Here is a 13,178-nt window from a genome sequence, read left to right as displayed (position 1 = left end):
AGCTCGATGAGTGATGCGCGCGAGACCGACCGGGGGCCGGTTCGTATCGGCTTTCGTGCCTCCATCATCACGGCATTCATCGCCGCGGTGCTGGTGGTCGGACTGACGCTGGTCTATCTCAGCTTCAGGCGGGTCTCGTCCATCACCCAGATGGCTGCGAGCACCTTCATCGACAAGGTGGGGCAAATCGGCGCCGATCGCATCGACGCGCAGTTCAAGAATGTACGCGACAGCCTCGAGATCCTGGCAGGCATACCGGCCATCCAGGAGGCCGACGTCGCCGATAATGTCAGGCTCTACGCCCTGCTGGCCTCGATGCTGCGCAACAATCCGCAGATCTTCAATCTCTATGTCGGATACGAAGACGGCTCCTTCCTGGAGATGGACGTCATCGATCGCGCCAAGCCGCAATTCCGCACGGCGCTGAATGTCGCCGCTGACGCTGTCTACCGCGTCGTCGTGATTGCCCGCTCCGGGGCGGCCGCCCCGGCGCCGGTGACGCTGTTCCTGTCGGAAAACCTGACCCAGGTCGCCGAGGTGGCGGGGCCGCATAGCTACGACCCGCGGCGGCGTCCCTGGTATGTCGATGCCTTAAAGGATCGCAAGACGCTGCTCACCGGGCCCTATGTGTTCTACGCGACCGGGGAGCCCGGCTACACGCTGCGCACGCCGCTCAGGGAAGGCCGCCGCGGGGTGGTGGCCGCCGACCTGCTGCTCAATCGCCTCGAGGAGATGCTGAGCCGGCAAAAGCTCGGAAAATCCGGGCTGGCCTTCCTGTTCAACGACGCCGACCGTATCGTCGGCCATCCCGAGATGCGCGGTCTGATGGCGGAACGCAGCGACGCATTGCCCCGGATCGATGCCATCAAGCTTCCCGGCCTGTCCGCGGCGATCCAGGCCTGGCGCACCGACGGACTCGCCCAGCAGTTCTTCACGGACGCCGACGGACGGACCCTTGTGGCGGCCTTTCACCGCATCGAGACGGCCGGCGCGGCCAACATCCACCTCGCGGTGGTCGCCCCGCTCGACGAGTTTTTCGCCAAGATCATCTCGGAGCGGCGCGCGCTGTTCGCCATCGCGCTCGGCTTTGTGATCGCGATGCTCCCCTTCGCGTTCTGGCTCGGCTCGCTGCTCGCCCGATCGCTGCGCGAGTTGGCGCGGCAGACCGACGAGATCCAGCGCTTTCAGCTCGCCGACCGGCCGCGGATGCAATCGGCCATCGACGAGATCGATGAACTGGGGCGCTCGGTGTTTACGATGCGCACCGTCGTACGCAACTCCTCAAGCTTCATTCCGCAGCCGATCGTCCGTCAGCTGATGGAATCCGGAGCCTCCCTGCAGCTCGGCGGCATCAGGCGCGAGGTCACGGTTCTCTTCACCGACGTCGCCGACTTCACCGCGAAGACCGAGAAGGCGGACCCCTCCCAGGTCATGATCTACACCTCGCGTTATTTCGCCGCGATGTCGGAGGCGATCATGAGACACCATGGCACCATCGACAAGTTCATCGGCGATGCGGTGATGGCACTATGGAACGCGCCGGACGAGGATCCCGATCACGTCGTTCATGCCTGCGAGGCCGTGCTTGACTGCGTTCAGCGCAATGCCGAGCTCAACCGGGCCTTCCGCAGCGAAGGCTGGCCGGCCTATGGCACGCGGTTCGGCCTGCATCTCGGCGATGCCGTGGTCGGCAATGTCGGCTCCGCCGCCCGCATGAGCTACACCGCGCTCGGCGCCACCATCAATCTGGCCTCGCGTCTCGAAGGCCTCAACAAGAACTACGGCACGCAGGTCCTGGTGAGCGCAGCCGTGAAGGCGCGTGCCGAACACAGATTCGCGTTCCGCAGCGTCGACCAGATCCGGCCGAAGGGCTTTGCCGACGCGATCACGGTCTACGAGCTGTGCGGCGAACGCGGCGACTCGGAGCTGACGTTCTGCGCGCGCTGGGAAGCTGTCTACAGTTCGATCCGGTACGCGGAGCCCGCCGTGGCGGCGCTGCGCATTGCCGATTTCCTGGTCGAGTACCCCCGGGATGGCGTCGCGCAATACCATGCTGAACGACTGCGCAATGCCGTTCGGCAACCGCTGCTTGATCTGCCGGCGCACTGAGAAGCGGGGTGAGGAATTTTGATCCGACCCTCGATCTTCCAGGACCGCTTCGGTCATCGATCGGGTCGCGCGATCGCCGATGCGATCGTTTCAACCGCCCCCGCAACGCGGGCGCGCAACGCCGGTGGCTAGGCCGCCATCAGTTGCTGAAGCGCAACAGCCTGCTCACGGGTCTGGAATGCGATGGCGGTGTGGGTAAAGCCCGACGAGGCCTGGGTTTGCGCGATGTGGTTGAGGACCTCGGTGCCCTTGACCACGTGAAGATCCATTCCCTGGCCGGCCGGAAAAATCCCGAGAACGACGTCGTAGGCCTCGATGATGGCCTTCAAGGCGCCACCCTTGTCTTCCGACGCGTCGATAAAGATACGAACATCCGCGGCGATACTACGAAGTTCGTCAAAGTCGATCACTGGAAGTCTCCCATACGCAACTCACTGGTCGATCCTAGCTACAACTTGCTTACTGAAACATAAATTACGCGGGGTTCCTCACCCGACAAGTGTCGCTAGGCGCCGGTCGGCGGCCTCCGCTTCGCAATGCGTTTGACCGGCGCGTGGGCCGGCACGGCATTCGAGGTCTGGTCGGCCATGCGGGGAATGCGGTGCTCGATATGCGCCACGACCCGGAAGAAGCTCTCCAGTGCCTTGGCGTCGAGACCGGCCGTGAGGTTGCTGTGCCGGCGCAGGATTTCATCCAGACTGCGGTCGAGCAGCGCCACGCCCTGCGATGTCAGCCGGATCTCGGTCCGGTTCCGGGCGCTGCCTCGCACCGGCGTCAGCTCGATCAGGCCCTTTTTCTTCAGCGAGGTCGTCTCGCGGCTGACGACGGCCTTGTCCAGTTGCGCATTGGTCCAGATATCGTAGGCGCTTGCCGGTTCATGCTCCCTGAGAAAGGACAGCACCCGCCATTCCGCGAGCGACACGCCGTAGGCCTGCGGGAAGAAGGCGTTGGCATTGGCGCGCAACCTCGCGACCAGGCTGGACAGCACCGTGGGCACATAGCGCTCGAAATCGATCACCAGTTCCGAGCGCGCATCCTCTTGCGCGGCGCGGCGCGGGGCAGGGGTCTTGGTACGGTTTGTGGCGGTCCGACTGCTCATTCTTTCACGAGTTGGGTGCGTGCGATCAAGACCAACGTCGCCGCGACCAGGAGAACGCCTGTTACCACGAGGAATCCGATGGTGAAACTGCCCGAGGCGTCCTTGGCGCGTCCGATCACGATCGGGATGGTGGCGCCTCCGATGCTGCCGATGGTGCTGACCAGGCCGATCGCGCCCGGCGCGCTCTGCCGCGACATGTAGGACTGCGGAATGGTCCAGAACACGGCCTGCGTACCATAGACACCGACATTGGCAACCATGAATCCGATGATGATCCAAACCGGCGATGTTGAAAAGGCCGCTATCGCGAATCCGGCCGCCGCGATCACGAAGGTCATGGCAGCATAATAGAAGCGCTCACCGACATGGTCGGAGTGCCGCGACAACGCGATCATGCCGATCAGGCCGGCGACAGGCGGGATCGCGGTCACGAAACCGACCTGTGAATTCGGCAGCCCGAACGACTTGATGATTTGCGGCAGCCAGGGAAACAGCGAAGCCAGGCCACAGAACAGGCCGAAATTGCACAGGCCGAACAGCAGCACCATCGGCTTGGTGATGGTCCGGAGCACGCCTTCGGCATGCACCACCCCGGTCGCCTTGGCGTCGCGCTCGAGCGCGCTGGTCAGCCAGTTGCGCTGCGCCGTCGACAGCCAGCTCGCCTGCTGCGGGCGATCGGTCAGATAGAAGATGCCGACGATCCCGAGAATGACGGGCGGCAGGCCCTCGAGGATGAACAGCCATTTCCAGCCCGAGATGCCGAACGTTCCGTTCAGCTCGAGGATCGCGCCGGAGATCAGCGAGGCGAAGATATAGGAGATCGGCACCGCATAGTTGAACATCGCGTTGTAGCGGGCGCGGTACTTGAACGGAAACCAGAGGCTCAGCAGCAGCATCACGCCGGGAAACAGGCCGGACTCGGCAAATCCGAGGAAGCCGCGGAATGCATAGAGGCTGAGCGGGCCTTGCGTGAATGCCATCAGCATCGTGGCGATGCCCCACAGGATCGCGATCCGCGTCAGCGTGACGCGCGCGCCGTATTTGCTGAGGATGAGATTGCTCGGAATCTCGAAGATGGAATAGGTGAAGTACATGATGCCGACCGCGATGCCGAACATCTCGGCATTGAGCCCGAGCTCCTTGTTCATCTGCAGCGCGGCAAAGGAGATGTTTCCGCGGTCGAGAATGGCGAGGAAGTACATCGCCATGACGAACCACATCAGGCGCAGCGCGACCTTGCGGATTGTGGTGCGTTCGATCTGCGGATCGGCGGTCGTTATCGCCGCCTTGTCCATCACGACTTCGGTCATCCCTGTTTCCCCCGAATTATTGATTTTTGATGGTTCTCTTATGCGGGCAGGCAGACTTCGAGCCTGTCACCCACCACGCGTACCGGATAGGTCCGGATATCGATCTCGACCGGACTGGTCAGCGCCTCGCCGGTCCGGATATCGAAGCGGCCCATGTGCAGCGGGCATTCGATCTCGCAACCCTCCAGAATGCCGTCGGACAGCAGCGCCTCCGCATGCGTGCAGATGTTGCTCGTGGCGTAGTACTCATTGCCGATGCGATAGAGCGCGACATGGTGACGGCCGATTTCGATGCCGTACGGCTCGCCTTCGTTCAGCGCGCTGAGCGCGGCCGCTTCGTGCCAGGTTCCCTGATCGTCCGTCATGTGCCCTCTCAAATGCTGTAGAAATCGAGCACGGTCGGGACGCGGTCGTTGACCAGCGTGATGACCTTGCGCGCGATCTTCCAGGTCTCGCCGTCACGCCGCAGCGTGTGCTCATAGCGCCCGTGCCGCAGATGCTCCTTGGCCACGCGCGGGTCGTAGACGTGGACCGAGAACACCGAATGGCAGGTGATCTGTTCAGCGCCGGTTTCCGACGCTTCCAGGTTCGAGATCTGGTGCACGGTGCGCGGCAGCGGCAGCGCGGTGATCGATTTGCGCGACTCGATGCGTGCGATCCGCTCTTCCAGCCCGCGCCGCGCATCGTGGTAGAGCAACGAGACCTGCGTGTCGGGATCGTTGGTGGTGGTGTACTCGTCGAGCCATGCCGGCACCCAATAGACGGCATCCTCGCTGTACATCGCGACCCAGTCGGCCCATTCGCCGGCGTCGAGCAGGCGCGCCTCGCGAAAGATGACCGCGGCTGCGACCGCGCGCGCATCGGCTTCCCTGATTGCGTCGGCCGCCATCACGCCGTCTCCCCGGCGGCGTGCTGCAACAGCCTGCGCCACTCGCGATACCCGGGATGGAAATTCGTCTCGCCGCCGAAGCTGGCGGGGCCGAACGACCATTCGGTTGGGGTGATGCCGAGTTCGCGCGTGTGCGCGCTCTCGCCATGGCCGACTTCCGCGACGCCGCGCAGATAACCTTGCGTGGGCGCGGCGGTTGTCGCGTCGTAGCCGGTCTGGCAGAACTCATACATGACGTTGTCGTCCGAGCTTGCCAGCCCGGAGGCATTGAAGAAGTCTTCGTAGTTGCGAATACGAAGCGTGCGCGCCGCGGCGCTTTCGCCGACCGGAGCAAGGCAATGCGACACCATCTCGGTCTTGTCGGGTGCCAGCGGCCGCCAGGTTCGCACCTGCGCCGACAGGATGTCGATGACCTGCAGGTTCGGAAAAATCGTGAGGTTGCGCTGGCGCAGCATCCATTTGGCACGGGTGCTGCCGACGCGCTGCCGCACGGCATCGAGACGCGCCGGATCCATGCCGAGCGGCCGGCCATAGAGCTGCGTGCGCTTGATCGACCAGTTGACGGCGTGACCGTAATCGAAGCTGAAGCTGCCTTGCCCTTCCTGCTCGCCTTCCGGCTCCGCAGTGAATCCGGCATCCGGTCCGGCGCTTGCATTGCGCTTCTTCAGGATATCGACGTAGGAGCTGTGCGTGGTCGCGAAGTGATAGTAATCGAGACCGTTCTCGAACTGCAGCTTCCAGTTTCCATCGAACGTGTAGGTGCTGGCGCCCGGCACGAATTCGACCTCACCGCTGTCGCTCTGATCGATGATGAGGTCGAGGAACGCGCGGGTGTCGCCGAGAAATTCTTCCAGCGGTGGAACGTCGGCCGAGAGGCTCGCGAACAGGAATCCGCGATACGAACCCAGCCGCGCGACCGGAAGAAGGTCGTGATTGCTGTTCGAGAAGGACGGCGGATACTGTCCGCTCGCTTCCTCCGTCACGGAGATGTTGCGCCCGCCCGAATCGTAGGCCCAGCCGTGATAGCGGCAGACATGGAATTTCTGCCGGCCCTGCTTGAACGGACAGACGATCGTTCCGCGATGCCGGCAGGTGTTGAGGAAGGCGCCGACTTTTCCCTCAGCGCTCCGCATCACCAGAATGGGATGCCGGCCGATATGGGTGGTGACGAAGTCGTTGGGCCGGGCGACCTGAGATTCCAGGCCGATGAAATTCCACGTGGCCTCGAAGATATATCGCAGCTCGGCGTCGAACACGGCCGGATCGGTGAAGATCCGGCGATCGACTTCAAAGATGCGTTCGCCGGGGCGGTCATCGATGAGCCGGGAAATCTCGCTCAGCCTTGCCGCATGGATCTGCGAAGCAGCGTTCATAACGTCCTCCCTTCGACTAACCGCCGGCCGTGAAAAGTCGCCCGCAGAGCCGCGTCACGGCTCGCGTCTTTTCACGGCGGGAACAGCCGGCTTGATCGCCAATCTTGGAATGACTCTATAGTTGTCATGACAACTATGGTCAAGACGGATTGGTCGATCGGAACCTGGAGCCGGACGCAACGGATACGGCCCGTGCGTCGGGCTACAGGGAGGAATGAGCAGACCGCTTGCGTGGAGCGGCGGGTTCAGCTCTTGCGCGCCGGCGAGGTCAGGATGATTCCCTCGTCGATCAGGGCGCGGCAGATCTTCTTCAGCGCGGCAATCGCTTCACGCGTGGCCCGGCTCACGGGCCGTCCGCGCGGCAGCGCCAGCACGCGCTCGGCGCGCATCCACGGCAACAGCGCCGCCGACAGCACGCCGGCAGCCACCTCCTGGTGAATGCCGGAGAATGGTAGCAGCGCGTAGCCGAGGCCAGATGCCACCATGCGCTTCATCGGTGTGCTGTTATCGACCCGCACCGCGCAGAGCATGGTCGACGGGAACGGGTTGCGGCTGAGCGGGGCCACCGCGGATGGCAGGGCGTCGAATTCCTTGCGGGTCAGCCGGCCGCGCTTCAGCAGCGGGTCGCGCGACGGCCCGATCAGGAACACCTGCTCGATGACCAGCAGTTCGTAGTCGAGGTGATCGTTGGGGGATGGCGTCGTCACGATCGCCAGATCGAGTTCACCGCGTAGTAGGCGTTCGGATGCGCTTTCCGTCAGGCCCTCGCTCAGTTCGAGTCGCACGCGTGGAAATTGCTTCACGAAGGTCTGGGCCAGCGGCGGGTAGAGGATATCGCCGAGGCTCGGCGGCGCGCCGATCCGCACCGTTCCGCTGGGCTCGCGATTTTCCGTGCGCACCTCGGCCTTGATGTCGTCGATTGTGCCGAGCAGCCAGCGTCCGCGCGCGAGCAGCACCTTGCCGGATTCCGTGACCGAGACCCCGCGCGCGCCGCGTTCGAGCAAGGCGCCGCCCAATTCGTCCTCGAGTTCCTTGACGTGGCGGCTGAGTGCCGACTGGGCGACGTTCAGCGTGCTCGCTGCAGCGGCAAAGCCGCCCCGCTCGGCGACGGCGACGAAATAGCGGATCTGCCGCAGGTCCATGGCGGGCACACTCCATCTCAAATCGAGATGGATACCATATCAAACATATTCTTGTGAGATACCAAAAAAGGAGCAGTCTCCTCGCAACGATCAAACGGAGGAGAGACGAGGATGGGCATCGCCACCGATGAGGCACGCCAGACGTCCATATTCATCGCCGGCGGCGGGCCGGTCGGCCTTGCGATGTCGCTGCTGCTCGATCGCTTCGGCATCGACTGCGTGGTGGTCGAGAAGAGCCCGACGACGACGGATCATCCGAAGTCGCGCGGCTGCTGGGTCCGCACCATGGAGATCTTCCGGCAGTGGGGGATCGAGCAGGCGATCCGCGACCGCGGCCTGCAGGACAATTCCGACATGTTCGTGTTCCTCGACAGCATCGCGGGCCACGAGTTCGGCCGCACCCGCCCCGAACCGAATGTCGGTCATACCCCCGCCTGGAAGAGCCTGGTCGCCCAGGACGCCGTCGAGGAGGAAATCCTGCGGGTGGTCGAAAAGTCCAGGCACGCCACAGTCCTGTTCAACACGGCCTGTGAATCGTTCGAGGAGACCAACAGCGGCGTCAACGTCACGACACGTTGCGAAAAGACCGGCGAAGTGACGCAGTGGACGGCGACATATTTGATCGCGGCCGATGGCGCGGGCAGCCAGACGCGGCGCAGCGCGGGGATCGAGATGGTTGGGCCCTCGACGCTGGCGGTGATGTCGAACGAGTATTGGCGTGCCGATCTGTCGCGGCTGCCGATCGCGCGCGAGGCCGCCGGTTTCATCATCGTCCCGGACAGGCCCGATCTGCCGCGCGCCGGTATCCTGAACACCAATGGCCGCGATCGCTGGCTGACGGTGACGCAAATCGGCCTGACCAAGGACGATCGCGAGCGGCCTTGGACCGACCAGGAGTTCATCGAGATCGCGCGCGGCCATGTCGGCATTCCCGATCTCGATGTCACGCTTTTGAACCGCTCGATCTGGCGCGTCAGCATGCAGGTGGCCGAGACCTTTCGAAAGGGCCGGGTGTTTCTGGTCGGCGACTGCGCGCACCGTTTTCCGCCGACCGGCGGATTCGGCCTGAACTCCGGCGTTCAGGACGCGCATAACCTCGCGTGGAAGCTGGCCTTCGTGCTGAAGGGCCTTGCGGACGAAAAGCTGCTCGAGAGCTATTCCAGCGAGCGACGTCCGATCGCGCAATCCAATGCCAATTTCAGCTACGGCAATCGGCTGAGATTCGGGCTGACCGATGATGCCGTGCGATCGCGCAATCCGGACCGGATCAGGTTCTGGATCAACGACATGGACAATCACCTGCACAGCATCGGGCAGAACCTCGGCCACAATTACGAGGAGGGCGCGGTGATCCCCGATGGCACCGTCGCGAAGGCCTTGAACTCCCGCTACTACACGCCGACGGATCGTCCCGGCGCGCGATTTCCGCACATGTGGCTGGAGCCTTCGCGCAAGAAATCGACGCTCGACTGGTTCGACAAGCAGTTCACCGTCGTCGCGGGCCCACTCGGCAGTGAGTGGCTGGAAGCGGGAAAACAGGTATCCGAGAAGACCGCCTTGCCGTTGTCGCTGAAGCAGTTGCCCTCAGCCGATCCGGCGGATGGATTCCAGCTCGGCATGCGCGGCGCCGTGTTGGTGCGCCCCGATGGACATGTGGCGTGGCGGATGCCGTGGCTGCCATCGGATCCTGCGAAGGAATTGGCCGGCGCGCTTTCAACGCTGCTGCATTAGCGGGGACCCCGATGCAATCGTTCGAATCCAACGGCGTCGTCACGGCGTTTGAGAAAACCGGGCGCGGCGATCCGATCGTCCTGTTGCATGGCGGCGAGGCTGATCATGCGATGTTTGACGGCCTTGCGCCTGTCCTTGCGGAGAACTTCACGGTGATCGCCTATGACCAGCGCGACTCCGGTGCCACCCGAAACCCTCCGTCATCCTATTCGCTGGCCGATTTGGCCGACGACACCGCGGCCTTGATCGGAGGGCTCGGTTACGATCGTGCCCATGTCTTCGGAACCTCGCTGGGTGGGCAGATCGCGCAGGTGCTGGCGGCCCGTCATCCCGACCGCATCGACCGCCTGATCCTGAGCAGCACCTGGAAGGTCAACAGAAGCCCGCTCGACGTCAATGCGGATGCCTTCCGCAAGCTCGCTTCCTGGCGCGCGGATACCATCGCCAATGCGTCGAAGATTGCCGAGTTCTTCTTCCCGCCAGCATACCTGCGCACGCGGCCTGAGCTGATCGAGATCTTCCGCGGCTCCAGCCGCGACGAGGGCCAGAAGGCGCGCCGCGGCGCCTTGCTTGCGCAGCCTGTCGCCTCCGATCTGACCGGCTTTGATCGCCCGACGCTCTTGCTGGCGGGCGGTGATGACCGGCTGATCCCGAACGCGGAAACATTTGCGCTCGCCCGCGATCTTGCGCGCGTCGAGACGAAGATCATCGCAGGCGTCGGCCATGTCGCGTCGATCCAGGCCACCGAACGTGTGGCGGAGGCGGTGACGGCATTTCTGAATTCAAACAAGAAGGCGGCTTGACAACAACAGGGGGAGACCATGGCGGAACAAACGAGCGCAGTGCCGTTCGACGAAGCGCCGGTAACGACGCGCTATTGGCTATCGATCATCATCTTCGCCGTCACCGGCGTGGTCGATTTCTTCGATTTCTTTGTGGTCGGATTCCTGGTCTCGGTGCTGGCGCCGAAATGGCACCTGACGTTTGGGCAGACGTCGATCATGCTGATGAGCGCCGGCATCGGAGCGATGCTGGGAGCGTTCGTCGCGGGCATCCTCGCGGATCGTTTCGGGCGCAAGCCGCTGGCGATATCAGGTGTTCTGCTCTGCGGCCTGACCTCGGGCGCGATCGCGTTCATTCCGGAAGACGGCTGGGTTGCGTTTGCGATCCTGCGCTTCTTCGTCGGCTTCGGCCTTGCCGCCGGCGCGGCGGCGGCGGTTCCTGCTATCGTCGAATTCGCACCGACCCGCCATCGCACGTTGGTCACGAGTCTCGTGGTCGTCCCGGTCGCCTTTGGCGTGCTGTCGGCGTCGGTGACGGCGAGCTTCCTGCTGCCGCTGGTTGGCTGGCGCGGATTGGCGGCAGTCGGCTTCCTGCCGATCCTCCTCGGAATTCTGACCATGATCGTCATGCCGGAATCGCCGCGCTGGCTGATCAGCAAGGGCCGCGTGCGCGAGGCGCAGGCGAGCATCCGGAAACTCTACCGGGTCGGTGGCGAGTCCTTCGTGCTGCCTGCGCTGCCGCCGGCGAGCCCGGCGACATTTGCCGATCTCTTTGCCGAGCAGCGGCGCTTCTGGCTGACAGTCCTGATCTGGTTCGGCGCCAGCACGGCGAATTACGGCGTGTTCTTGTGGGGACCGACGATCGTGGCGCTGCTGCTTGGCGTCGCGCCCCAGGATGCGGCCAAGATGTTCATCTATGTCAGCCTCGCCGGCGTGTTCGGCCGGACCGGCTTCGCCTTCCTCGCCCATCGGATCGGCCGCAAGCCCTGTGGCCAGTTGATGGGATATGGCACCGCGGTGTCGCTTGCGCTCGCCGCCTATTTTCACAACGACTTTGCCGGCTCGGTGCCGCTGTTCCTGGTCTTCCTGATCGTCGGCGCCGTGTTCTTCGATGGCGGATTTTCGAACGTCGGACCCTATCCGGCGGAAATCTTCCCGGTTCAGCTGTCGGGACGCGCGGTCGGCCTTGCCCAGCTCTCGAACGGGATTGGCAAGATCGTAGGTCCCCTGTGTCTCGCATTGATCGCCGGTGCGGATAATCTCGTGCATCCAAGTGCGACCGCCGCGGCGGTGATGCCGGCGTTCTGCTTTCTTGCCGGCGCGGGCCTCCTGATCGGCCTTGCCTTCACGTTCCTCGGCGTTGAGCCGCACGGGCGCCCGGTGGTTCTGTTTGGCGAAAACGCGGGCGCGAGCGCCGCACCGAAATCGCTGGCCGCAAAACCGGCCGCGGGACAGTGAAAGACGAAAGGTCATACCATGGACAACGCTTTCGACACGATCGCAACGGCGGCGCCGTTCGATACTGCAAAGCTCGATCGGCTGATGGATGAAGCGGGGCTCGACGTCCTGATCGTCACCTCGCGTCACAATGTGCAGTATCTGCTCGGTGGATATCGCTTCTTCTTCTTCGACGTCATGGAGGCAATCGGCACCAGTCGCTATCTGCCGGTGTTCGTCTATCAGAAAGGACACCCGGAAAATTCCGCCTACATCGGCAACCGCATGGAAAAGTTCGAGCACGAGCTCGGACGGATATGGACGCCGACCGTCAGAGCGGAGGCGTGGGGAACGATCGATGCGATCGGCCTTGCGATCGATCATGCGAGGAAGCTCGCGGGCTCCACCAAGCGCATCGGCATCGAGGCAGCCTTCCTGCCGGCCGATGCCAGGGATCATCTGCGCACCGGCCTTGGCGACGTCGAGTTCCGCGAGGCCCATTTCACGCTGGAACGGCTTCGTGCCGTAAAATCTCCCGCCGAACTGGACCTGATCAGGGAGGCTTCCGAACGGGTCGTCGATGCGATGATGGCCACGTTCAAGGGCTGCGCACTGGGCATGACCAAGAGCGACGTCGTCGCCCGTCTGCGCCGCGAGGAGCAGGAGCGCGATCTCGTCTTCGAATACTGCCTGATTGCCGCGGGCAAGAGCCATAACCGCGCGCCTTCCAGCCAGCGTCTCGAGCAAGGCGACGTGATCTCGATCGATTCCGGCGGAAACTACCGGGGCTACATCGGTGACCTCAGCCGCATGGGCATCCTGGGTGAGCCCGACAGCGAGCTGCGCGAGTTGCTGCAACAGGTCGAGGACATCCAGCAGGTGGCCCGGCGCGCGATCCGGCCGGGCGCCATGGGTGGCGACATCATCGCGGCGGGCGAGGCGGCCGTCAAAGCCTCGCCGCATCGCGCCGTGCTCGATTTCACCGCACACGGCATTGGGCTCGTCAGCCACGAAGCGCCGCGCCTGACTGCAACAGGTCCGGTGCCTTATTCGCCGTATGACGCTGATCGGCCGCTGGAACACGGGATGGTGATCTCGATCGAGACCGCGCTGCTGCATCCAACGCGCGGCTACATCAAGCTCGAGGACACCCTGATCGTCTCCGAATCGGGCTGGGAAGCGCCCGGTGACCATGGCAGGGAATGGAATTCATCGCGTCTCATGGCGTGAAGCGGTCAACGCCAGGGCGGCATTTTGGGCTGGGACACCGATTCATCTGCGGGGTCAAGTTCGGAATATTAGAAAT

12 protein-coding genes are annotated in these 13,178 nt (G+C 63.7%); 5 read left to right on the top strand and 7 right to left on the bottom strand.

Annotated elements, in window-relative coordinates:
• The first annotated feature begins 6 nt into the window (after nt 1–6).
• A complete protein-coding gene (locus AKL29_RS07890; RefSeq protein WP_050383713.1) occupies nt 7–2,109 on the top strand; it encodes an adenylate/guanylate cyclase domain-containing protein in 2,103 nt (700 codons plus the stop codon).
• A gap of 128 nt (nt 2,110–2,237) precedes the next feature.
• Here the strand turns inward: AKL29_RS07890 and AKL29_RS07885 are convergent, their stop codons facing one another.
• The 7 genes from AKL29_RS07885 to AKL29_RS07855 all read right to left on the bottom strand — a co-directional run bounded on the left by AKL29_RS07885 (nt 2,238) and on the right by AKL29_RS07855 (nt 7,922).
• Nucleotides 2,238–2,519 carry a hypothetical protein gene (locus tag AKL29_RS07885; protein ID WP_016846917.1) on the bottom strand — a complete coding sequence of 94 codons (282 nt, stop codon included), beginning with the start codon at nt 2,517–2,519 and terminating at the stop codon, nt 2,238–2,240.
• Between the two features lie 95 nt (nt 2,520–2,614).
• Nucleotides 2,615–3,208, bottom strand: a complete 594-nt coding sequence (locus AKL29_RS07880) for a MarR family winged helix-turn-helix transcriptional regulator (protein ID WP_050383712.1) — start codon at nt 3,206–3,208, stop codon at nt 2,615–2,617.
• Nucleotides 3,205–4,518, bottom strand: a complete 1,314-nt coding sequence (locus AKL29_RS07875; RefSeq protein WP_050383711.1) for an MFS transporter — start codon at nt 4,516–4,518, stop codon at nt 3,205–3,207. The genes AKL29_RS07880 and AKL29_RS07875 overlap by 4 nt, the downstream gene beginning before the upstream one ends.
• 38 nt (nt 4,519–4,556) lie before the next feature.
• Nucleotides 4,557–4,883 (bottom strand): non-heme iron oxygenase ferredoxin subunit, encoded by a 327-nt coding sequence (locus AKL29_RS07870; RefSeq protein WP_028335682.1) that lies wholly within the window; start codon nt 4,881–4,883, stop codon nt 4,557–4,559.
• An 8-nt stretch (nt 4,884–4,891) separates the two neighbouring features.
• A complete protein-coding gene (locus AKL29_RS07865; RefSeq protein ID WP_050383710.1) occupies nt 4,892–5,407 on the bottom strand; it encodes an aromatic-ring-hydroxylating dioxygenase subunit beta in 516 nt (171 codons plus the stop codon).
• Nucleotides 5,407–6,780: an aromatic ring-hydroxylating oxygenase subunit alpha gene (locus AKL29_RS07860; RefSeq protein ID WP_028352242.1), complete on the bottom strand. Its 1,374-nt coding sequence runs from the start codon at nt 6,778–6,780 to the stop codon at nt 5,407–5,409. Before AKL29_RS07860 ends, AKL29_RS07865 begins: the two co-directional genes overlap by 1 nt.
• 245 nt (nt 6,781–7,025) lie before the next feature.
• Complete coding sequence (locus AKL29_RS07855; RefSeq protein WP_050383709.1) at nt 7,026–7,922, bottom strand: LysR family transcriptional regulator; 897 nt, start codon at nt 7,920–7,922, stop codon at nt 7,026–7,028.
• A gap of 111 nt (nt 7,923–8,033) precedes the next feature.
• Between AKL29_RS07855 and AKL29_RS07850 the strand changes: the two genes are divergently transcribed.
• Genes AKL29_RS07850 through AKL29_RS07835 form a run of 4 tightly spaced genes read left to right on the top strand, consistent with a single transcriptional unit; the run spans nt 8,034 to nt 13,102 of the window.
• Nucleotides 8,034–9,653 (top strand): FAD-dependent monooxygenase, encoded by a 1,620-nt coding sequence (locus tag AKL29_RS07850; RefSeq protein ID WP_050383708.1) that lies wholly within the window; start codon nt 8,034–8,036, stop codon nt 9,651–9,653.
• Nucleotides 9,654–9,664: 11 nt separating this feature from the next.
• Nucleotides 9,665–10,456, top strand: coding sequence for an alpha/beta fold hydrolase (locus AKL29_RS07845; protein ID WP_050383707.1), 792 nt, complete (start codon nt 9,665–9,667; stop codon nt 10,454–10,456).
• A gap of 18 nt (nt 10,457–10,474) precedes the next feature.
• Nucleotides 10,475–11,893: an MFS transporter gene (locus AKL29_RS07840; protein WP_050383706.1), complete on the top strand. Its 1,419-nt coding sequence runs from the start codon at nt 10,475–10,477 to the stop codon at nt 11,891–11,893.
• Nucleotides 11,894–11,911: 18 nt separating this feature from the next.
• Nucleotides 11,912–13,102 carry a M24 family metallopeptidase gene (locus AKL29_RS07835; protein ID WP_050383705.1) on the top strand — a complete coding sequence of 397 codons (1,191 nt, stop codon included), beginning with the start codon at nt 11,912–11,914 and terminating at the stop codon, nt 13,100–13,102.
• Nucleotides 13,103–13,178: the final 76 nt, after the last annotated feature.

This window comes from Bradyrhizobium pachyrhizi, assembly GCF_001189245.1.
Taxonomy (GTDB): domain Bacteria; phylum Pseudomonadota; class Alphaproteobacteria; order Rhizobiales; family Xanthobacteraceae; genus Bradyrhizobium; species Bradyrhizobium pachyrhizi.
The sequence above is the reverse complement of the archived record's forward strand: the minus strand, read 5'-3'. Positions and strand labels throughout refer to the sequence as shown.

What these genes read in the sequence shown, in the direction of transcription:
- AKL29_RS07890 (WP_050383713.1), top strand. Translation starts at nt 7, where the DNA reads ATGAGTGATGCGCGCGAGACCGACCGGGGGCCGGTTCGTATCGGCTTT.
- AKL29_RS07880 (WP_050383712.1), bottom strand. Translation starts at nt 3,208, where the DNA reads ATGAGCAGTCGGACCGCCACAAACCGTACCAAGACCCCTGCCCCGCGC.
- AKL29_RS07875 (WP_050383711.1), bottom strand. Translation starts at nt 4,518, where the DNA reads ATGACCGAAGTCGTGATGGACAAGGCGGCGATAACGACCGCCGATCCG.
- AKL29_RS07870 (WP_028335682.1), bottom strand. Translation starts at nt 4,883, where the DNA reads ATGACGGACGATCAGGGAACCTGGCACGAAGCGGCCGCGCTCAGCGCG.
- AKL29_RS07865 (WP_050383710.1), bottom strand. Translation starts at nt 5,407, where the DNA reads ATGGCGGCCGACGCAATCAGGGAAGCCGATGCGCGCGCGGTCGCAGCC.
- AKL29_RS07860 (WP_028352242.1), bottom strand. Translation starts at nt 6,780, where the DNA reads ATGAACGCTGCTTCGCAGATCCATGCGGCAAGGCTGAGCGAGATTTCC.
- AKL29_RS07855 (WP_050383709.1), bottom strand. Translation starts at nt 7,922, where the DNA reads ATGGACCTGCGGCAGATCCGCTATTTCGTCGCCGTCGCCGAGCGGGGC.
- AKL29_RS07850 (WP_050383708.1), top strand. Translation starts at nt 8,034, where the DNA reads ATGGGCATCGCCACCGATGAGGCACGCCAGACGTCCATATTCATCGCC.
- AKL29_RS07845 (WP_050383707.1), top strand. Translation starts at nt 9,665, where the DNA reads ATGCAATCGTTCGAATCCAACGGCGTCGTCACGGCGTTTGAGAAAACC.
- AKL29_RS07840 (WP_050383706.1), top strand. Translation starts at nt 10,475, where the DNA reads ATGGCGGAACAAACGAGCGCAGTGCCGTTCGACGAAGCGCCGGTAACG.
- AKL29_RS07835 (WP_050383705.1), top strand. Translation starts at nt 11,912, where the DNA reads ATGGACAACGCTTTCGACACGATCGCAACGGCGGCGCCGTTCGATACT.